The following is a 21,534-nucleotide window of genomic DNA, read 5'->3' as shown; positions in this document are numbered from 1 at the left end:
AAGCGTTTTAATTATTTTTTTTAATAATATTTATTTTGTACCTTCACGGTAATAATTAACCCATAACAAATGAAGTTTTTCAGCTTCATTTTTTTATCCCGTCAGTCCGGGATTATTGGCGTTATTTATCACCATTAATACAATGCAAATTTAGCAAACTATATTTAAGGATGGACATAAAAGACATCAACTTATCTGCAGAACTCAAAAAATATTTTGGATTTTCAAAATTCAAAGGCCAACAGGAACAGATTATTACAGACCTGCTTAGCGGTAAGGATGTATTTGTACTGATGCCGACAGGAGGTGGCAAATCATTATGTTACCAGCTGCCTGCCCTGATCTCCGAAGGTACCGCGATTGTTGTTTCACCGCTAATTGCGCTGATGAAAAATCAGGTAGACGCCGTCAATGGTTTGTCATCAGACGAGGGTGTGGCTCACGTGCTTAATTCTTCTCTCAACAAATCCCAGACAAAACAGGTAATGGATGATATTACCAACGGCAAAACAAAGTTGCTGTATGTCGCTCCGGAATCGCTTATAAAAGAAGAATACCTGGAGTTTCTCCGCGCTGTGAAAATTTCTTTTGTGGCTATAGATGAGGCGCACTGTATTTCGGAATGGGGACATGATTTTCGCCCGGAATACAGGAACCTGAAAGGGATTATCGACAGGATTGCCGATGTTCCTGTCATTGCGCTTACAGCGACAGCCACGCCTAAAGTGCAGGATGACATCCAAAAAACTTTGGGGATGAATAATGCTGTGGTTTATAAGGAAAGTTTTAACCGTGCCAATCTTTTTTATGAGATCCGTCCAAAAGTGAATGTGGATAAAGAGATTGTTAAATTTATCAACCAGCATAAAGGTAAATCCGGTATCGTGTATTGCCTCAGCCGCAGAAAAGTAGAAGAATTTGCTCAGCTGTTGCAGGTTAATGGTATCAATGCATTGCCTTATCATGCTGGCCTTGACCAGAAAACCAGAGTCGCTAATCAGGATAAGTTCCTGATGGAAGAAGTGGATGTCATTGTTGCAACCATAGCTTTTGGGATGGGGATTGACAAGCCTGACGTAAGATTTGTGATCCATTATGATATCCCAAAGTCCCTGGAAAGTTATTATCAGGAAACCGGCCGCGCCGGAAGAGATGGAGGAGAAGGGTATTGCCTGGCTTTTTATGATCCCAAGGATATAGAAAAACTGGAGAAATTTTTGGCTCAGAAACCAGTCTCGGAACGTGAAATAGGCCTTCAGTTGCTGAACGAAGTGGTTGGCTATGCGGAGACCTCTATGAGCCGCCGGCAGTATTTGCTCTATTATTTTGGGGAGAAATTTGATCCTGTTAATGGTGACGGTGCCAAAATGTGTGATAATTCTCAAAATCCGCCTAAACTGGTAGATGCTGGTGATGACCTGAAAAAAGTCCTCGAGATGATTAAATCACTGGGTGAGAAATTTCGTACCAAAGACCTGATATCCATTATTGTAGGGAAAGAGTCGGCAGTTACCAAATCATATAAACTGGAGCAGACACCTTTTTTTGGTTTTGGTAAATCAAAAACCGATAACTATTGGAAATCTATTATAAGACAGGCTACCGTACAGGATTTTTTGAAAAAAGATATAGAAACGTATGGGGTTTTAAAGATTTCTGAAAAAGGAAACCAACTGATAGCAGGGCAATACAAAGATGCTTTTCTCATCGCAGAAGACCGTGAGTATGATCTTTCACAAATCAAGCAGAAATCGGACAGCGATCAGATTCAGATTCAGGCTGGTGGCGGTCTGGATCAGGTTTTATTTGGGCAGCTCAAAGAACTACGGAAAACAATTGCCAAGAAACACGGTATACCGCCATACACTGTCTTTATGGATCCGAGCCTTGAGGATATGACGGTGCAATATCCTGTAACTGTAGAAGAGGTTGCTAAAATCTATGGTGTAGGTGAGGGTAAAGCCCGAAAATACGGAAAAGATTTCGCCGATTTTATTAAAAAGTATGTAGAAGACAATGGTATCGAGAGAACTCAGGATCTCGTGATGAAGCAGGTGGCCAACAAATCCAGCCACAAAGTATTTATTATACAAAATACCGATAAGAAAATTGATCTCGAGGATATTGCCAAGGCCAAACATCTATCTATGAGTGATTTGCTTTCTGAATTGGAAAGTATCGTTTACCAGGGTACCAAGCTCAATATTGATTATTATATTGATGAAAACTTTGATGAAGATGTGGTAGACGATTTTATGGATTTTATGAAAAACTCAGAAAGTGACAGTATGAAAACTTTGCTTGCTGAGTATGGAGACGATCTTACCGATGATGAGGTACGGATTCTCAGGATAAAGTTTATTAGCGATGTAGCTAACTAAAAAAAAAGTCGGAAACTTGTTTCCGACATTTTTTTTGTATTGTATTTTGAGATTACATTCTGTTCACCACGTTGATTCCTAAAAGGGACAGGCATTTTTTGATAGTTCTGCCGGTAATATCCGATAACTGAAGCCGGAACTGTTTTGCCGCTTCATTTTCCTGATTAAGGATAGGGTTGTTTTGATAAAAAGAGTTGTAAGTTTTTACCAGTTCATACACATAATTTGCTACCAGCGCCGGGCTGAGGGATTCGGCTGCTTTGCTTATCACATCCCGTAATTCAGCTAAAAGCATAATCAGGTCTTTCTCACTTTCATTGGGGAGGTAATTAGCAGTATCTCCTTTTGCGGAATAATCAGCCTTAGCCAAAAGAGACTGGATCCTTGCATAAGTGTATTGTATAAACGGCCCTGTATTACCATTGAAATCAATACTTTCTGCCGGATTAAACATCATTTTCTTTTTGGGATCTACCTTCAGGATAAAATATTTCAACGCACCAAGGCCAACCGTTTCATAGGATTTTTCTTTGTCTTCTTCAGAAAGTGTTTCCAATTTCCCCAACTCCTGAGATTTTTCTTTTGCGGTCTGGTACATTTCCTGGATTAGATCATCGGCATCTACCACAGTCCCTTCGCGGGATTTCATTTTACCTTCCGGTAACTCTACCATTCCGTAAGACAGGTGGTACAGCTGGTCTGCCCATTGGTATCCTAATTTTTTCAGGATTTTAAACAGAACCTGAAAGTGGTAATCCTGCTCATTACCAACAGTATAAATCAACTTTTGGATATCGTTGTTTTTAAAACGCTCTACGGCCGTTCCCAAATCCTGGGTCATGTAAACCGAAGTTCCGTCGGATCGCAGCAGAAGTTTTTGATCAAGGCCTTCGTCTGTCAGGTCACACCATACAGAACCATCTTCTTTTTTATAAAGAACGCCGTCTGACAAACCTTTGTGGATCAGATCTTTCCCAAGAATATAAGTATTGCTCTCGTACTGAACCTGATCAAAATTAACGCCTAATCTTGCATAAGTCTGGTTAAACCCTGCATAGACCCAGGCATTCATCATTTCCCAAAGTTGGCGAACCTGTGGATCGTTCTGTTCCCACTTCAGGAGCATTTCTTGCGCTTCTAAAATCGATGGTGCCTGTTTTTTTGCTGTTTCTTCCTCTACGCCGTCAGCAACCTGCGCTTTGATTTCGGATTTATAGAGTTTATCAAATTCTACATAATAATTCCCAACCAGTTTATCGCCTTTCAGGCCTGTGGAGTCCGGCGTTTCACCATTCCCAAATTTTTCCCATGCCAGCATAGATTTGCAGATATGGATACCGCGGTCATTGATGATTTGGGTTTTGATAACATTATAGCCGTCCGCCTTTAGGATTTCTGCAACAGAATAGCCGAGCAGATTGTTACGGATGTGGCCAAGGTGGAGCGGTTTGTTGGTATTGGGAGAAGAATATTCCACCATTACAGTCTGATTTTTTGGCGTAACCGAGTCAAAATCCTGTTGAATTTCTGATAATTGATCCGCAAAAACTTGGTCTTTGATTTTAAGATTAAGGAAACCCTTTACAACACTTACGTTTTCTATAAAATCAATTTGCGCTTTAACCTCATTTCCAAGTTCATTTCCAATGATATCCGGGCTTTTTTTAGCCAGTTTTACCAACGGGAATATAACAATGGTAAAATCACCATCAAACTCGGTTTTATTTTTTTGGACATCCAGGTTCACATTATCTATGCCATACAGTTTGGCAATAATCTCTGTTAGTTTGGATTGTATATGCTGTTTGATATTCATGTCAAATTTTTGTGTTGCAAATTTAAAAATTTAAAATAGGTTTTTCGCGCCAATTAATAATAATTATTAGGGCAGCTATTCCGCCTTCCGCTATTATCTTTTTGCTCGGCATGGCCTCTCGCAAAAAGGATAACCGCTCAAGTCGGGCTGCGTGCAATTCACTGTTCAAAACAGATGTTGATAGGAGCGCTTCGGCTCCGGTCAGTGTGACAGCTTTACTCAATGTTTTGCACAATGCCACTGAAGGCATTTTTAGCTTCAACTAGGCGACTTAATATTTCATTAATGAATAAAAAGCGCTTTTGTAATAAATTAATTAGTTAAAGCCAAAGCTCTCCTTTTGCTCAGTCTCAGGAACCTGATTACCAAAAAAATGGCGGAAATGGTCAAGCCGATTCCCAGCGCAATCCACATCCCGAACGCTCCCATTTTCAACGTGACACACAGGAAAAAACCAACCGGAATTGTGAAAACCCAATAGGCTACAAAGGTAATGATACTCGGTATTTTTACATCTTGGATCCCTCTCAGGCATCCCAGCGCTGTCACCTGAATCCCATCAGAAAGCTGAAAAAATGCGGCCACAATCATTAATTTTGAAGCCAGGTTGATTACTAAAACATCACTTTCTTTGGTAAAAAAATGCGGCAGTATATTTCGGAAAAGGATAAACATCAGTCCGCAGAATCCCATATAGATCAACGTTAATTTAAAATTATTGATCCCGATTTTTCTAAGCCCTTTATAATCGCCGACGCCCATTCGGTTGCCAATCATCACGGTTGATGCTACACTGAAACCGATACAAAGGTTAAAAGTGAATGATGCCATAGAAAGTGCAATCTGATGCGATGCAATATCAGTGGAACTGATCAACCCGCAAATGAAGGCCGCTGCGGCAAAGGCTGTTACTTCAAAAAACATCTGCAACGCTGTTGGCAAACCCAGTTTTATCATTTTCTTAAACATCTCTCTGCTGAAAGATGCTATTTTAAGGGAAAATGCCTTAACATACTTTCTGGTTTTAGGCTCTTTTACCAATACATAATACAGGAAAACGACCATGAAGATTCTTGCCAACAGGGTAGCCAGTGCAGAACCCTGAACGCCCATCGCCGGCAGTCCAAAAAGCCCTTTGATAAAAACATAATTCAGGATGATGTTGATGACGTTGGCGATAATCGTAGCTTTGGTTACCCCAATTGTAAACGATAGTCCCTCTGATACTTCCCTCATCGTCTGGAAAATCATAAATGGGATCATTGTAAAGGCCATGATACTCAGGAAACTGATTGTATTCGGGATGATCTCTTTTGGCTGATCCATATGATAAATGAGCGGAAGGGCACATAGCAGGATGACCATGAGTAAGGTTCCGATTCCTAAGTTGATGATAAAACCGTGCCTGAAAACCGAATTAATAACATCGTGTTTCTGTTGAGAATTAGCCTCTGATACCAATGGCGGAATCGCAAACGAGAATCCCAACGCCAATACGAAAATTGAAAAAAACAACGCATTACCCAACGATACCGATGCCAGCGCCTGAGCCCCCAAAAGTTTCCCCACAATAATGTTGTCAAACAGGTTTACAGAGACCTGTCCAACCTGTGTCAGCATTACCGGCAGAGCTAACTTAAGCGTCTGTTGGGTGTATGTTTTATCAAGAAATTTCATTATTGTAATCTTTAATTTTTAAGCAAACACCTCAATAACCGTAGCTGTTTGCCAGAATATGCAAAAGTACGCAAAACCTTTCAGACCGACATTGCTTCTTGAAACATTGGCTAATCTGTCGGGTGTGAGATAAAAGGAGTTTTAATGAAATTTTTGCTGATATTTTTATTAATTTTAGAGAGTTTTTAAGATCATGAACAAAATTAAGGAGAGCAATCAGGTTGCTATAGTTTCCAACTTTCAGGACTTGATTGGGCACAGGTTTCACAATGATAATAATGCCGTTTGCTGGCAAAGAAACTTGGTGGCTGATTTTCAGGAGATTGTAGATAAGTTAACATTAAGCAGTAACATTACTGAAATTTCTATTGATGATCTTAATTCGCTTCAGTTGCTACCGGCAGGTGAAGAAGCCAGGGGAATTATTATGAATGATTTGTTGTTATTAACAGATTATGGTGGCTCACCATCGCTTAATCTTATCAGATGCTATGACCGAGATGATAGTTTAGATTATATTTCTACAGACGTCTATTCTTATCATGTAGACCGATCGCCTGTAGCCACAGATACCTTTTTGTGCACCTATTATGGCGCTGCGAGTGATATAGTGCCCAATCAGGAATGCATAAGAAAAATGGATATCCCGGAGATTCGGGAAAAACTGATGCAATTATATGATGATTCGAGTAAAGACTTTGAGGAATTTTTGGCCGATAATTATTTTGATCTTCATTATCAGGCTTTGCCAGGAGCCCAACCCACAAACCTTGGGAATGGCAATCTTTGGAGATTGGCTGTAGATCATCCTGGTCAGGAAGTTTTACCTTGTGTCCACAGAGCGCCTGAGGAAAAAGACGGGCAATTACGTTTGCTTCTCATCTGTTAAGATTTTCCTGGGAATTCAGCAAAAAAAAACCAAAGCCATAGCTTTGGTTTTTCTATTTTATAAATTAATTTGGTGGAATTACTTTTTTACAAAGTTGGTAACATCATCAGCGGTCACAGGATCAGCGCCTAAAATAATAAGACGTTCTACAACGTTTCTCAGTTCTCTGATATTACCCGTCCAGTCATATTGTTGTAATGCTTTGAGAGACTGATCATCAAATTTTTTAGGAGATGTGCCATTATCATTGGCAATCAGCTGGGTAAAATATTGGACCAGCAATGGGATATCTTCTTTCCTGTCATTAAGAGAAGGGACGTTAATTTCGATTACAGACAGCCTGTGAAATAAATCTTCTCTAAATTTTCCTGCAGCAATTTCCTTTGCAAGATCTTTGTTGGTTGCAGCTATTACACGTACATCAACTTTAATCTCTTTATCACTACCTACCGGAGATACTTTGCTTTCCTGCAGGGCACGCAAAACCTTGGCCTGGGCAACAAGGCTCATATCGCCAATCTCATCTAGAAATATAGTCCCGCCGGTGGCCTGTTCAAATTTACCTGACTTATCCTTGATAGCACCGGTAAAAGAGCCTTTTACATGCCCAAAGAGTTCACTTTCTATCAGCTCAGACGGTATTGCGGCACAGTTAACCTCCACCATAGGCCCACGGCTTCTTTCGCTTTGCGAGTGGATGGCGTGTGCAACCAATTCTTTCCCCGATCCGTTAGGCCCGGTTATCAGGACTCTTGCATCAGACGGAGCTACTTTATCTATAATATCCTGGATTTTTTTGAGCGCCGCAGATTCGCCAATCATTTGGTATTTTTTATTGACTTTTTTCTTAAGCTGCGTATTCTCTTGCTTCAGGTATTTGTTATCTTTTTGAAGATCACCTTTGTGCAAAGCATTTTTTACACTGGTCATCAGCCTGTTGATATCAATCGGTTTTGAGATAAAATCGTACGCGCCTTCTTTTAGGCAGCTTACGGCAGTCTCAATATCGGCATGGCCGGATATCATGACGAATGTGCTTTCCGGTTTCAGTTGCAGGCTCTGCTTAAGCAACTCTGTACCGGATATTTTTGGCATTTTGATGTCAGAAATCACCAGTGCAAAATCTTCCTTTTCAATAAATTTGAAGCCTTCAAGACCGTCTTCTGCAATCTCGAATTCGTATTCTGGTAATTCATCAGACAGGATACTGTGCAAAACGCCAGATATCGCTTTTTCGTCTTCTACTATTAAGATTTTCTGCATAGATGCAAAGATATGAATTTAACTTTGTAAAACTAAACAATTAATGTTTGTATAAAAAATAATGTGGGTGAAAATTGGTATTAAGTGCTAGTTAACAACATAAAAGGAGAAGAGCGGGAAACCGTCTTCTCCTTTCTGAAAAACTATTACTAACTTAAAAACTAATTGGTTGCTTTTCTTACTTCTGCTTTTACGTCTTCAGCTGCATCTTTGGTTTTTTCCCAGGCATCGGAAGCGGTATCTTTTGTAGCTTCCCACGCTTTGTCAGCAAAATCCTTGGTATCTTCCCATGCATCAGCGACATTAGATTTTAGATTCTCAAAGAAGCCTTCCTTGGTTGGTGTCTCATTTTTGCTTTTCTGTTCTTCTATATAAGAACGGGCTTTGTCGGCATATTCGCTTACTTTATTTTTTGCATGGTCAGCAGCGTTTTCTAATGAATTCTCAGTTCTGTTTACAGCTCTTTCTGCATCATTGTATTGTTCTTCTTGTGTGCTCATAATACTTTGTTTTTTTGATTATTAAAAAATTTGATTTGAATTGATGCTACAGTTTATCCAATTAAGATGCCGTTAAATCTTAAGGAATGTTAATTAAATTATAAATAAAACAAAAAGCAGCAATTCCTTAGAAAATACTGCCTTTAATATTGTTGTATGATTGATAGAATTATTTAATGATACGGTCCAATACCCATTCTATCATCATTTTTTCTGAAGCGTGATGATCGCTGGCAAACTCGCCACGTCGTCTGTTGGCAATCACACAATTCACCGTTAAGGCTTTGTGCCCCAATAGTTTTGATAAGCCATAGATCGCGGAGGTCTCCATTTCAAAATTGGATACGCCCAGGTCATTAAGGGTTTCCAGGAACTGGTCATCCAGCGCTTTTAATCTTAGCTGGCGACCTTGTGGAGCATAGAATCCTGGAAATGTTGCTGTGTTTCCTTTGTATTTTGCATCCGCATAATAGCCTGAGATATCTTTGGCCCAATCCGAGAAATAGAGCATAGGTTTGATGTTCTCATAAGGGAATTTTTCCAGAAAATTCTTGCTGAATTCATTCTCAAATTGATAATCCTGATAGAAGTGCAAAAGCCCGTCGAGACCTACCACATTTTCGGTGACCAGCATATTGTCGACTTCAATATCAGGGTTCACGCTGCCACAGGTTCCCAGGCGGAAAAGCTCCAGCGACTGATGCTCTTTTTTGAATTCTTTTTCTTTTAGGTCAATATTCACCAGAGCATCCAGCTCATTCATTACTATATCGATATTTTCTGTCCCGATACCTGTAGACATCACGGTAATCCTCTCGCCACGCAGCGTGCCCGTATGGGTGTAAAATTCTCTTTTATTCTTTTTTACTTCAATTTTATCAAATAATTTTGACACTTTGGGAACCCTGTCCGGATCGCCTACCAAAATCACTTTTCCCGCAAGATCTTCGGGCAGAAGATTGAGGTGGTAAACACTTCCGTCATCGTTAAGAACCAGTTCGGAAGCTGCTAATTTGTTGATCATATTTATAATTTATTTTATTAAAAGATTGAATTATCTAGATGTTGAAAAAGGTTTTAAAGTTAACAAAATTCTTTATTTGCAAGCACAAAAGTCATAAAAGCTTTTTTTATTGTAATTAAAACTACAAGAGTCACAAAGGCTTTTATTATTTAATTTTTTCCAGCGAAGAGCAAAATAGGAATTAGTTTGATAGCTGTTTATTTTGTTCTGTTTTGAGCATCTTTATTGGTGTATTATCTTTTTGACTTTTATGGTTCAATTCAAGAATTTACAATTTCGTTAGCCACCCAAAATCCTGTACTGAAACAGGCCTGCAAAAGGTAACCACCGGTTGGAGCTTCCCAATCTATCATTTCTCCGGCACAAAAAACATTGGGATAATCTTTGAGTTCCAGCTTGCTGTTCAAAGCGGAGAAAGCGACGCCACCGGCAGTGGAAATGACTTCATCAATAGGGCGGAGACTTAAAACCTCTATAGGGAATCTTTTGATCATTACGGAGAGTTTTTCTTTGTTGGTGTAATTTTCTTTGTCTAGCGTTTTCAGAAGATTAATTGCTGTTGTGGACAGTTTCAGTTGCCTCTTCAGGATGGGGCTTATTTTATCAGTTTTGCTCAATTGTTCTGAAATCTCAGCTTCTGTAAGACGGGGTTTTAGATCGATTTCTAAAGTCAACGGAAAATGATGTGGTCTTGTGAAGCGGTTTAGGTAATAAACTGGGCTTCCTTCTATGCCATATTTTGTGAAAACAACTTCGCCAATTTTATCATTGCCATCAAAAGAGATTTTGATATTCTTGAGGTATTGCCCCTGTAGCTGATGAAATCTGGAGTCTGTATTGTAACCGGAATTGGCAGATGCTAAAGGTGTAATTGTTATGTTTTTTGACCTTAAAATATTAACCCATTTTGCATCAGAACCTGTTTTTTTCCATGAGCCGCCACCCATTGCCAGAATCAGTTTGCTGTATTGGACTGTGATTTCTTTTTCTCTGTTTCTCAAAGTTACCTCATCGTCTGTAAAGTCTATAAAAGTATGTTCATAATGAATCGTAACGCCAAGTTGTTCCAGCCTATCCAGCCAAGCTTTCAAAACCTGAATCGGTTTAAAATTTTTTGTGGGGAATATCTTGCCAGAGCTTCCGGTGTAAGTTGTTATACTCAGATCAGAAAGCCAGTTTACAACGCTTTTGTTATCAAAACTTTTAACGATATTTTGGATTTCGGGCGCGTCATATTTTTGGATGAATGTTTCTAACTCTTCACTGTGTGTCAGGTTGAAGCCGCCATGTCCTGCAACCAAAAACTTTCTGGCCGCAGCTTTATTCTGTTCAAAAATCTGGACTTTACAGCCTTTTTCGGCAAGCGTTTGCGCTGCCATCAGACCTGCGGGGCCAGCGCCAATAATGATGATTTGATTATCTGGGATTTGTTTCAAAAATGGGGAGTTTGTTTTCTGAGGAATTTAGGGATTTGAGAAACTACACAACGGCGCAAAAGATTATCAATAAAAAGGATTGCTTTTTTTGTGCACCAAGTTTGGCGTCAGCAAAAATCAACGATTTTTCCAGTGCCTTAAATTTTATTGTTATTGACTAGTTTTTTGTGTCTAAAGGACAAAGATAAAATCATGGATCATTTAGAATTAACCATTCATAATTATTCTCAACCTCCTACACGTTTTGTTTTGTAGCCCATATCTTTTAGGATGGCCATAATTTTGTCTCGGTTATCGCCCTGTATGATGATGATGCCGTCTTTCTCAGAACCGCCAATACCCAGTTTGGTTTTTATTTTTTTTGAGATTTCTTTCAGGCCTTCATCATCGCCTTCCCAGCCTTCTATCAGGGTGACAGGTTTTCCGTTCCGGCCTTTTTTCTCAAATTTACAAACCAAAGGTTCTTTTTGCTTAAAAACTTCTTTTGGCAGTTCAAAATCCTGTTCTTCATGCTCCGGGAAAAGGTTTTTCAGTTGGTCTCTCAAGTCCATTTTTATGTTTTAAAAAAGAATCTAAAGTTAATCATATTTATTAAATAGACAATAGTTTGATGATAATCAATCATGCCTTAGAATCAAATAATATTAATGTTATTACTGGCTTACGATTTTCTGTTCTTTAGGAAAATTACAGTAAATTTGTAATAACAAAATTAAAATCAAAATGTCAAAAAAAGCAATTCTTGCCATATTAGACGGCTGGGGACTAGGACCAAATCCTAATGTGTCAGCCCTTGCTCAGGCCAATACACCATTTATAGATTATGCGCTCAAAACGTTTCCCAATACCACGCTGGAGGCCAGCGGACTGGCTGTAGGATTGCCTGCAGGCCAAATGGGAAACTCCGAAGTGGGGCATATGAATCTTGGTGCCGGGCGTGTTGTCTACCAAAACCTGGTCAAACTGAATATGGCCGTAGAAAATGGCAGCCTGGGTAAAGAACCTGTGATCCAGCAAGCTTTTGAATATGCCAAAGCTAATAATAAAAAAGTTCATTTTATTGGATTGGTTTCCAATGGTGGTGTGCATTCGCATATCAACCACCTAAAAGGCTTGTTGACAGCTGCGTATGAATATGGGTTTACAGAGAATGTTTTTGTGCATGCTTTTACCGATGGGCGCGACTGTGACCCGCATTCAGGGAAAGGCTTTATACAAGATCTTATTAACCATATGGATGCGACTACAGGAAAACTGGCATCCGTCATTGGTAGATATTACGCCATGGACAGAGATAAGCGCTGGGAGCGTGTGAAATTAGCGTACGACCTTTTGGTAAATGGCGTAGGTAAAGAGACCAAAGATCCTTTGCAGGCGATTCAGGATTCTTATGACGAGGGTATTACCGATGAGTTTATCCAACCAATTGTTTGTGCCAACAACCACTTTCCTGTGGCCATGATCGAGGATCATGATGTTGTGATTTGCTTCAACTTCCGTACAGACAGAGGCCGTGAGATTACAGAGGTCTTGTCTCAGCAGGATTTCCCTGAGTATGGGATGAAAAAACTGGATCTGTACTATGTAACCTTAACCAATTACGATAAAACCTTCCAGAATGTACGTGTTGTTTTTGATGAAAATGTACTTCAAAATACAATGGGCGAAGTTTTGGAAGCTGCAGGTAAATCACAAATCAGAATTGCTGAAACCGAAAAATATCCCCATGTTACCTTCTTTTTCTCCGGAGGCAGAGAGGCAGAATTTGTTCAGGAGAAGCGTTTGCTTTGCCCAAGTCCCAAAGATGTGGCCACTTATGACCTGAAACCGGAAATGTCGGCTTATGATATCACCAATGCCATTGTACCGGTGCTGGAAAATGAATCTGCAGATTTTGTTTGCCTTAATTTTGCCAATACAGATATGGTAGGGCACACGGGTGTTTTTTCTGCCGCCGTAAAAGCAGCTGAAACAGTTGACGCCTGTATACAGAAAGTAGCTACCACAGCTTACGAGCATGGTTATGCTGTATTTATCCTGGCAGATCATGGTAATTCTGACGTAATGATTAACCCTGACGGTACACCTAATACGCAACACTCTACCAATCTGGTTCCTTTTATAGTAATGGATAAAGATCATACCTGGAACCTAAAACCTGGTAAATTAGGAGATGTGGCGCCAACGATTCTCAAAGTAATGGGCGTTGACATACCCAAAGAAATGACAGGCAATATCCTTGTCAGTTAGAAATATAAATTAAAATCATTGAGCCGGTTTTTTAACCGGCTCTTTTTATAATGCAGAAAAGTTAAAGATCATAAAATTATGCAATGATTAATATTTTATGTTTAGCTTTGCTAATTCAAATAATTATAGATGCACGATAAACAATTGCAATTGGAAGTAATGAAAACTCTGGAGGGGAATATGCCTGAGTTCATCAGTTCCTACCTTACCCCGATAGAGAAAATTTGGCAACCTTCAGATTTTTTGCCAGATAGTTCCAGTGACAATTTTAGATATGAGATAGAGGAACTGCAAACCTTTGCAAGAGAGATGCCTTATGATCTTTTTGTAACTTTGATTGGCGACTGCATCACAGAAGAGGCACTCCCAACTTACGAATCCTGGCTGATGGATCTGGATGGTGTCAACCAGCAGGAAAACGTTGGCTGGACCCAATGGATAAGAGCATGGACTGCCGAAGAAAACAGGCATGGTGATCTTCTTGGCAAATATCTCTATCTCTGTGGCCGTGTCAATATGCGTGAGATGGAGATCACTACGCATCATCTCATCAATGACGGATTCGATATCGGAACGAGCTCAGACCCGTACAAGAATTTTGTCTACACCAGTTTTCAGGAAACCGCAACCAATATTTCGCACAGGAGAGTGGGCACTTTGGCCAAGCAGTCCGGCAACAAAAAGCTGGCGCAGATGTGTGGTGTCATTGCTGCCGACGAGGCCCGACATGCTAAGGCATATAAAGATTTTGCTTCACGGATTTTTGACATGGATGCCAGCGGAATGATGCTCGCGTTTGAAGATATGATGCGCAGGAAAATTGTGATGCCGGCGCATTTATTAAGAGAGTCAGGACAAAAAGCTGGCGAACTTTGGGAGCATTTTTCTGATGCAGCTCAAAGGGCGATGGTGTACACCGCACAGGATTACATCGATATTTTTAAAGACTTGATTGATGAATGGAAAATTGACAGCCTCAAAAACCTGAATGATAAAGCAGAGAGAGCAAGGGATTATGTTATGAAGTTGCCCGACAGGCTTCAGAAAATATCAGACCGGATTGCCACACCGCATTTGCCATACAGTTTCAAATGGGTTAAAAGCTAAAATTAATAAATTGCGCCTCAGGCGTATTTTTTATATCATACATACTCAATGATTTCTTGGATTAAGAAATGATATAATTTGTATATTTGCATCTTTATTTATGAGATAACACAGCAATGATAAAAAGCAACAAAAAGCTGGCAATCGATTTTGATGGCACTGTAGTAGAGGATGCCTACCCGGGCATTGGCAAAGCAAAAACATTTGCATTCGAAACACTCAAAAAACTTCAGGGCGAAGGTTACAGACTTATCTTATGGACGTATCGCCATGGCAAATCTCTGGAAGATGCTATAGAATTCTGCAGAAAAAACGGGCTGGAGTTCTACGCTGTTAATTCAAGTTTTGAGGGCGAAGTTTTTGACTCAGAAACCCAATCCCGAAAAATAGATGCAGATCTTTTTATTGATGACAGGAATTTGGGTGGTTTCCCGGGATGGGGAGAGATCTACCAGATTATTAACGAAAGGATTGAGTTTCAGGTTGCAGGTGGCGAAGTTCATGCCTACTCCAAAATGAAAAAAGAAAAGAAAAAAGGTCTTTTTTGGTAATTTAAAAATAAACAAGAATAAAGGCAAAAGATTCAAGTATGAAGGAAAATGATTTGCTTTATAGAACATTCATATTCGGTGTCAATTGTCTGAAATTTTTGAAAACTTTGCCCAGTTCTTATGAATTGAATGTCATAAAAGTTCAATTATCAAAATCTTCTACTTCAATTGGAGCTAATTATGAAGAATCTCAGGCAGGTTCTTCTAAAGCTGATTTTCGGAATAAAATCAGAATTTCCTTACGAGAAGCCAGAGAAACAAACTATTGGCTTAGAATTATCAAGGAATTGGAAGTTTCGGATGAGGAACATTTAACGAAACTTCTGAAAGAAAGTTTTGAAATTAAAAATATTTTAGGAGCAATATTAAATAAAACGAAATTGGATTAAAGGTGAAAAATTGTTTCTTTTTACTTTTATCTTGATTTCTCACTACAGATATGATTCAACTTAAAACAATAGAAGAGCTTCGGTTGATGAAGCAAAGTGCAAGACTGGTTTCCCAAACTTTAGGAATGCTGGCCAAAGAGATAAAACCTGGCGTTACAACGCTTCATTTGGACAAATTAGCCCACGATTTTATAAAAGATCATGGGGCAGAGCCTGCATTTCTAGGCTATGGCGGTTTTCCGGCATCGCTTTGCATCTCACCCAATGAGCAGGTTGTTCATGGCATCCCAAATTCTGCTCCTGTGGAGGATGGTACCATTTTATCCGTGGATTGCGGTGTAGACTGGAACGGTTTTGTGGGTGATCATGCTTACACGTTTGAGGTAGGTGAGGTGTCTCCGGAAGTCAAAAAGCTATTGAAAGTTACCAAGGAATCTTTATACAAAGGCATCGAACAGTGTGTGCGTGGCAAGCGTGTAGGTGATATTTCTTATGCTATCCAAAGCTACTGCGAGAAGGTAGGTTACGGTGTTGTCCGCGAATTAGTTGGCCATGGTGTTGGCCGCGTTATGCATGAGGATCCGCAAGTTCCTAATTATGGCAGAAGCGGTAGCGGCAAGGTTTTGAAAGACGGTATCGCGCTCGCCATAGAACCAATGATTAATTTGGGAACCGAAAAAGTGAAGTTCCACAAAGACGGCTGGACGGTGACTACTGCAGATAACAAACCATCGGCACATTTTGAGCATGATGTCTGTATTATTGGCGGAAAACCCGTTTTGCTGTCAACCTATCAATACATTTATGATGCGTTAGGAATCCAGTCTGATGAAGAAAAAGCTTTTCAGATCGATTTTTAATCGGATTAATCCATCGGTAAAACCTTGAAAAAACTCGCCAAATTTCTCTTAAACAGTATCCCAAGGCCTGCGCTGATCCAGCTTAGCATCCTTGCAAGGCCTGTTATTTATCAGATTTTTAAAGGGAATAATTTTTATGATCCCATTGATGGCAGATCGTACCGCAGGTTTTTGCCCTATGGTTACGGTAAGCAGAGGGCTAATGCGCTGTCTCCGGGGACTTTATCTCTGGAGAGACACCGCCAGATGTGGCTTTACCTGCAAAACGAAACCCAATTTTTCACCGAAAAACTAAAAGTCCTTCACATTGCGCCGGAGCAGGAGTTTTTGCGCCGTTTCAAAAAAATGGATAATCTGGATTACACTTCTGCGGATCTTTTTTCTCCCATTGTTGATGTAAAAGCCGATATTCTTGATCTGCCTTTTGCTGATAACAGTTTTGATGTTATCATATGTAATCATGTTCTGGAGCATATTGTAGATGACAAAAAAGCAATGTCTGAACTTTACCGCGTGATGAAACCCGGCGGCTGGGGAATCCTTCAGGTTCCAATGAAAAATTCACTGGAGAAAACTTACGAAGATTTTACAATTACCGATCCCAAAGAGCGTCAAAAACATTTTGGGCAGTACGACCATGTCCGCTGGTATGGCATGGATTATTTTGACCGGCTACGAAGTGTCGGTTTCCAGGCCGAAATTAATTTTTATTCTCAAAAATTCTCAGAATCTGATACCAAAAAATTTGGCCTTAACAGAAACGAGATTCTTCCGGTTGTTTCTAAGCCAGTTTGACACATCGGTCAAACAATTGTTTGATTGAATTGTGTTAAATATTCAATAAAATTATTCCTCAACAGTTTGATGGTCAGCAATAATAGTTTTTGTTGATTATCTTTGATAGATTTTATTATTAATTACATAACATACGTTTTATAATTAATCAATAAATTTGAACGTTTGTTTGAAAACGCATCTTAAATTATTATCTATGAGGAATATCGCGCTTAGTTTTTTTGTTGTTTTAGGTCTTTTGACATCATGCTCCAAGTCAGAAAAAAAAGATGACAATAAAGAATTGCCTCCACAACCTTATCAGTATATTGTGGCCAACAGCGGTCCGGCTGAAAATCTCACACAATATCCCGCAAGGCTGGAGGGTGTGGAAAATGTGGAAATCCGTCCTAAGATTGATGGTTTTGTAGAAAAAATCTACGTGGACGAAGGCAGCCAGGTGAAGAAAGGGCAATTGTTATTTCTTATAAGAAACCCCCAGTACGAGCAATCGGTATTAGCAGCGCAAGCTACGGTAAACAGTGCAAGGGCACAAGTGGCCACCGCACAGATGCAGGTTACAAAAACCAAACCGCTTGTAGATAAAAAAATCATATCTGCCTATGAACTTCAGGCTGCAGAATTGGCGCTCAAGTCAGCCAAAGCAGCTTTGGCAGAGACTCAGGCTCAGTTGAGCAATGCGCAGGTTAATCAGGGTTACACCAGGTTATACAGCCCTGTGAATGGCGTGGTGGGAACCTTGCCTTATAAAGCCGGCAGTTACATCAGCAGTGCGACTGCGCAGGCTCTTACTACTGTTTCTAATATTTCGAGGATTTATGCTTATTTTTCAATTAATGAGAAGCAGCAGCTGGAGTTTTTCAAACATTCTCCAGGCGCAACTATTCAGGATAAGATAAAAAATTCGCCGCTTGTGGATTTGATTTTATCTGATGGTAGTAAGTATGACGAAAAAGGCAAAATAGAATCTATCAGCGGACTCGTAGATCCCAACACCGGATCTTTTTCTATGAGGGCCACTTTTGCAAACCCTAATGGTTTACTAAGAAGCGGATATAGTGCAACAGTCCAGTTGCCCAACAATATGGAGGATGTGATTATTATTCCTCAGGCTGCTACGTATGAACTTCAGGGTAAAGTATTTGTTTACCTGATTGGTAGCAATAACAAGGTAAAATCCACCGAAATCAAGGTTGAAGATTTGCCGGACGGTGTTACCTATGCTGTGACTTCTGGCCTTAAAAAAGGGGATAAAATTGTTGTGGAAGGTATTGGCCTTCTCAAGGATGATACGCAGGTCGTGCCAAAAGAGACCAGTTTGCAGAGCGTACTCAACAAAAAATAGTCTTCTAAAATATTTTATTATTGTCAAAAGTGAGTGTTGACAGCTTTTAATTTTAAAAGCCTTTATCCTTCATCTTTTTTCTTTTAGTCTAAAAAATATGTTTAAAAAATTTATAGAACGTCCCGTATTGTCCACGGTTATTTCTATCATCATTGTTATTCTTGGTGTTTTAGGAATTTTGACCCTGCCAATCTCACAATATCCGGAAATTGCACCGCCAACAGTTGTTGTAAGTGCAAGTTATCAGGGTGCCAATGCTGATGTAATCCTAAAAAGTGTTATAGTTCCTTTGGAAGAGCAGATCAATGGTGTGGAAGGGATGACCTACATGAGATCCACTGCAACCAATGACGGGACAGGTTCGGTAACCGTTTATTTCAAGCAAGGTGTCAATCCCGATATCGCTGCGGTAAATGTACAGAACAGGGTTTCCAGAGCAACGCCTCTGTTACCGGCAGAAGTTACTAAAGCCGGGGTTACAACGACCAAAAGACAGAGTTCCAACGTGCTGATTTTCTCACTGTATAGTGAGAATCCTGCTTATGACATGACCTTTCTGCAAAACTATACCAATATTAATATCGTACCTCAGATCAAAAGGGTAACAGGTGTAGGTGATGTAACGGTTTTTGGTACCAAGGATTATTCTATGCGGATTTGGCTTGATCCTAATAAGATGGCATCTTACGGGCTCGTACCTTCGGATATCAACAGCGTTTTGGCGGAGCAGAATATAGAAGCTGCGCCCGGAAGTTTAGGCGATGAGAGCGACCAGAGTTTCCGTTATACTTTGAAATATAAAGGAAGGCTCACTCAGATTCCGGAATTTGATAATATTGTTATTAAAGCCACAGAAAATGGGCAGATCCTTAAGCTAAAAGATGTCGCCAAAATAGAATTGGGTGCACAGGATTACACAGGAAGTAGTGCCACAGACGGCTATCCGTCTATTGGGATGGCTGTTGCACAGACAGCAGGCTCCAATGCTCAGGATGTGATCAATCAGTCTATCGCTGTTCTGGATAAAGCACAGGCTTCTTTCCCCAAAGGAATCAAGTATGAGGCGCTGGTAAACGCCAACGACTTTCTGGATGCATCAATTGATAAAGTGGTCCATACATTATTTGAAGCTTTTATACTTGTATTTATCGTAGTGTTTATATTCCTTCAGGACTGGCGCTCTACGCTGATACCGGCAATCTCGGTTCCGGTAGCAATTGTAGGGACTTTCTTTTTCCTGGATATTTTTGGCTTTACGATTAACTTGCTTACACTTTTTGCATTGATTTTGGCAGTGGGTATTGTGGTAGATGACGCCATTGTTGTGGTAGAGGCGGTCCACAGTAAGCTGGAACAAGGTGAGAAATCACCGTTAAGAGCATCTGTAAGTGCAATGGATGAGATTAGTGGTGCCATTATCAGTATCACGCTTGTGATGGCTGCTGTGTTTATACCAGTAAGTTTTATCTCTGGTTCTGCAGGTGTTTTTTACAAACAGTTTGGTTTGACGCTGGCTATTTCCATTATATTATCTGCGGTCAATGCATTGACATTAAGCCCGGCATTGTGTGCCATTTTCCTTAAACCGCATTCTCATGAGGATAAGAAGAAGAATTTTATACAGCGTTTTTTTGATAATTTCAATACTGTTTTTGATGTTTTTGTAGCAAGATACTCACGCGGGATATTATTTTTACTCAAGAGAAAGTGGATCGCATTTGCAGGTCTGGCTGTTTTTGCCGGTATTTTTGTCTGGCTGATGAATACCACGCCTAAGTCATTTGTACCAAGTGAAGATATGGGAGGTGTTTTTATGGATATTTCGTTGCCGATTGGTTCTAATGAAAACCGAACCAAAGAAGTGATGGCTAAAGTTGAAAATATTGTCAAAAAACAACCCGAAGTTCTCCATATCTTCAAGGTTTCGGGAAGAGGGATGATCAGTGGGACTGGTTCCAATAACGGGATGTTGATTGTAAAACTGAAAGACTGGAAAGACAGAACAGCAAAAGGTTCTGACCTGCAATCCTTTGTTGCAAGAATGTATAAAGAAACAGCCGGTATCAAGGATGCTAAGATGACATTTTTTGGTCGCCCGACCTTGCAGGGTTTTGGTAATGCAGCCGGTTTTGAAATGCAGATCCAGGATCAGAAAGGTGGCAATATTGCTGATCTTACCAAGGTGACCAATGATTTTATTGATAAAATGAATCAGCAGCCAGAGATCCAAAGAGCATTTACGTCCTTCAACCCAAATTACCCGCAGTATATGATTGACATAGATGTGGCGACAGCAAAATCTGCTGGATTCTCGGTTTCTGATATACTCAGTACTATGCAGGGCTATTATGGTGGTGTTTATTCATCTAATATTAATTTGTTTGGTAAACAGTACCGTGTCATCTATCAGGCACCTTATCAGGACAGAGAAAACCTGGAAAGTTTAAATATGATTCAGGTTCGTAATTCACAAGGAGATATGGCACCGCTAAGCCGTTTTATCACCGCTAAAAAAGTTTATGGCCCTCAGGCCGTTGGCCGTTTTAATTTGTTTACTGCCATTTCTCTTAATGGCACACCCAACCCGGGTTTTTCTTCCGGAGATGCCATCAATACGGTAGAGCGTGTAGCTCAGGAGACATTGCCTCAGGGTTATGGCTATGAATTTTCGGGCTTAACGAGGGAAGAAGTTACGGCAGGTAGTCAGACAGTTTATATATTCATCTTATGTTGTGTATTTGTGTATTTTCTTTTGGCAGCACAGTATGAGAGTTATCTTTTGCCATTTGCGGTAATGCTTTCGTTACCGGTTGGTTTAGCCGGTGTTATGATGTTTAGCAGCTGGATTGGCGGTTCTAATAATATCTATACTCAGATTTCCCTGATTATGTTGATTGGGTTATTAGCCAAAAATGCGATTCTTATTGTAGAGTTTGCCCTGGATGCCAGGAAAAAAGGTTACACCATTGCCCATGCGGCCATTAGTGGTGCCAGGCAAAGGATTCGGCCAATTCTGATGACCTCATTTGCATTTATATTCGGTTTGATTCCGTTAGCGATTTCTACAGGAGCCGGAGCTGTGGGTAACCAGTCTATTGGGATTGGTGCGATTGGCGGCATGTTGTTCGGGACAGTTTTCGGGGTGTTTTTTATACCAATTCTATTTGCAATATTTATGTACTTACAGGAAAGAGTCAGTGGGAAAAAAGATCTACAGAAATATGAAGGCGAATTAAGCGAATAACCAAAAA

The 21,534-nt window shown here is 40.0% G+C and carries 18 protein-coding genes; 10 read left to right on the top strand and 8 right to left on the bottom strand.

Annotation, left to right across the window (positions count from 1 at the left end):
- Positions 1 to 170 precede the first annotated feature (170 nt).
- Complete coding sequence (recQ, locus tag B0B05_RS01480; RefSeq protein WP_076781733.1) at positions 171 to 2,381, top strand: DNA helicase RecQ; 2,211 nt, start codon at positions 171 to 173, stop codon at positions 2,379 to 2,381.
- A gap of 52 nt (positions 2,382 to 2,433) precedes the next feature.
- Here the strand turns inward: recQ and argS are convergent, their stop codons facing one another.
- The 3 genes from argS to B0B05_RS01465 all read right to left on the bottom strand — a co-directional run bounded on the left by argS (position 2,434) and on the right by B0B05_RS01465 (position 5,874).
- On the bottom strand, positions 2,434 to 4,197 hold the full coding sequence (gene argS, locus B0B05_RS01475; protein WP_076781732.1) for an arginine--tRNA ligase: 1,764 nt from the start codon (positions 4,195 to 4,197) through the stop codon (positions 2,434 to 2,436).
- A 22-nt stretch (positions 4,198 to 4,219) separates the two neighbouring features.
- Positions 4,220 to 4,447, bottom strand: a complete 228-nt coding sequence (locus tag B0B05_RS01470) for a hypothetical protein (RefSeq protein WP_159435810.1) — start codon at positions 4,445 to 4,447, stop codon at positions 4,220 to 4,222.
- Positions 4,448 to 4,509: 62 nt separating this feature from the next.
- Positions 4,510 to 5,874, bottom strand: a complete 1,365-nt coding sequence (locus B0B05_RS01465; protein ID WP_076781730.1) for an MATE family efflux transporter — start codon at positions 5,872 to 5,874, stop codon at positions 4,510 to 4,512.
- A 190-nt stretch (positions 5,875 to 6,064) separates the two neighbouring features.
- Between B0B05_RS01465 and B0B05_RS01460 the strand changes: the two genes are divergently transcribed.
- Positions 6,065 to 6,763, top strand: coding sequence for a DUF1826 domain-containing protein (locus B0B05_RS01460; RefSeq protein ID WP_076781729.1), 699 nt, complete (start codon positions 6,065 to 6,067; stop codon positions 6,761 to 6,763).
- Between the two features lie 78 nt (positions 6,764 to 6,841).
- On the opposite strand, the gene B0B05_RS01455 is transcribed toward B0B05_RS01460, so the two are convergent.
- The 5 genes from B0B05_RS01455 to B0B05_RS01435 all read right to left on the bottom strand — a co-directional run bounded on the left by B0B05_RS01455 (position 6,842) and on the right by B0B05_RS01435 (position 11,537).
- Positions 6,842 to 8,026, bottom strand: a complete 1,185-nt coding sequence (locus B0B05_RS01455) for a sigma-54-dependent transcriptional regulator (RefSeq protein ID WP_076781728.1) — start codon at positions 8,024 to 8,026, stop codon at positions 6,842 to 6,844.
- Positions 8,027 to 8,187: 161 nt separating this feature from the next.
- Entirely contained in the window at positions 8,188 to 8,526 is a 339-nt protein-coding gene (locus B0B05_RS01450) for a hypothetical protein (protein ID WP_076781727.1), read from the bottom strand.
- Positions 8,527 to 8,695: 169 nt separating this feature from the next.
- The gene (locus tag B0B05_RS01445) at positions 8,696 to 9,550 is read right to left on the bottom strand and encodes a nucleoside phosphorylase (RefSeq protein WP_076781726.1); all 855 of its coding nucleotides are present in this window, start codon (positions 9,548 to 9,550) and stop codon (positions 8,696 to 8,698) included.
- Positions 9,551 to 9,810: 260 nt separating this feature from the next.
- Positions 9,811 to 10,986 carry a BaiN/RdsA family NAD(P)/FAD-dependent oxidoreductase gene (locus B0B05_RS01440; RefSeq protein ID WP_084173845.1) on the bottom strand — a complete coding sequence of 392 codons (1,176 nt, stop codon included), beginning with the start codon at positions 10,984 to 10,986 and terminating at the stop codon, positions 9,811 to 9,813.
- Between the two features lie 227 nt (positions 10,987 to 11,213).
- Entirely contained in the window at positions 11,214 to 11,537 is a 324-nt protein-coding gene (locus tag B0B05_RS01435; protein WP_076781725.1) for a translation initiation factor, read from the bottom strand.
- 172 nt (positions 11,538 to 11,709) lie between these two features.
- On the opposite strand from B0B05_RS01435, the gene gpmI reads away from it, so the two are divergent.
- The 8 genes from gpmI (at position 11,710) to B0B05_RS01395 (ending at position 21,527) form a co-directional block, all read left to right on the top strand.
- Positions 11,710 to 13,236, top strand: a complete 1,527-nt coding sequence (gene gpmI / locus B0B05_RS01430; RefSeq protein WP_076781724.1) for a 2,3-bisphosphoglycerate-independent phosphoglycerate mutase — start codon at positions 11,710 to 11,712, stop codon at positions 13,234 to 13,236.
- A 129-nt stretch (positions 13,237 to 13,365) separates the two neighbouring features.
- Positions 13,366 to 14,343 (top strand): acyl-ACP desaturase, encoded by a 978-nt coding sequence (locus tag B0B05_RS01425; RefSeq protein ID WP_076781723.1) that lies wholly within the window; start codon positions 13,366 to 13,368, stop codon positions 14,341 to 14,343.
- 119 nt (positions 14,344 to 14,462) lie between these two features.
- A complete protein-coding gene (locus tag B0B05_RS01420; protein ID WP_076781768.1) occupies positions 14,463 to 14,894 on the top strand; it encodes a BT0820 family HAD-type phosphatase in 432 nt (143 codons plus the stop codon).
- 38 nt (positions 14,895 to 14,932) lie between these two features.
- Positions 14,933 to 15,283: a four helix bundle protein gene (locus tag B0B05_RS01415; RefSeq protein WP_076781722.1), complete on the top strand. Its 351-nt coding sequence runs from the start codon at positions 14,933 to 14,935 to the stop codon at positions 15,281 to 15,283.
- Between the two features lie 50 nt (positions 15,284 to 15,333).
- On the top strand, positions 15,334 to 16,143 hold the full coding sequence (gene map / locus B0B05_RS01410; RefSeq protein WP_076781721.1) for a type I methionyl aminopeptidase: 810 nt from the start codon (positions 15,334 to 15,336) through the stop codon (positions 16,141 to 16,143).
- A 24-nt stretch (positions 16,144 to 16,167) separates the two neighbouring features.
- Positions 16,168 to 16,938: a class I SAM-dependent methyltransferase gene (locus B0B05_RS01405; protein WP_076781720.1), complete on the top strand. Its 771-nt coding sequence runs from the start codon at positions 16,168 to 16,170 to the stop codon at positions 16,936 to 16,938.
- Positions 16,939 to 17,107: 169 nt separating this feature from the next.
- Positions 17,108 to 18,283: an efflux RND transporter periplasmic adaptor subunit gene (locus tag B0B05_RS01400; protein ID WP_245799151.1), complete on the top strand. Its 1,176-nt coding sequence runs from the start codon at positions 17,108 to 17,110 to the stop codon at positions 18,281 to 18,283.
- Between the two features lie 97 nt (positions 18,284 to 18,380).
- Positions 18,381 to 21,527, top strand: coding sequence for an efflux RND transporter permease subunit (locus B0B05_RS01395; protein WP_076781718.1), 3,147 nt, complete (start codon positions 18,381 to 18,383; stop codon positions 21,525 to 21,527).
- Positions 21,528 to 21,534: the final 7 nt, after the last annotated feature.

The organism is Epilithonimonas bovis DSM 19482 (genome assembly GCF_900108115.1).
In the GTDB taxonomy this organism is placed as follows: domain Bacteria; phylum Bacteroidota; class Bacteroidia; order Flavobacteriales; family Weeksellaceae; genus Epilithonimonas; species Epilithonimonas bovis.
Note: the sequence above shows the minus strand (reverse complement) of the source record. Positions and strands in the feature narration are given on the sequence as shown.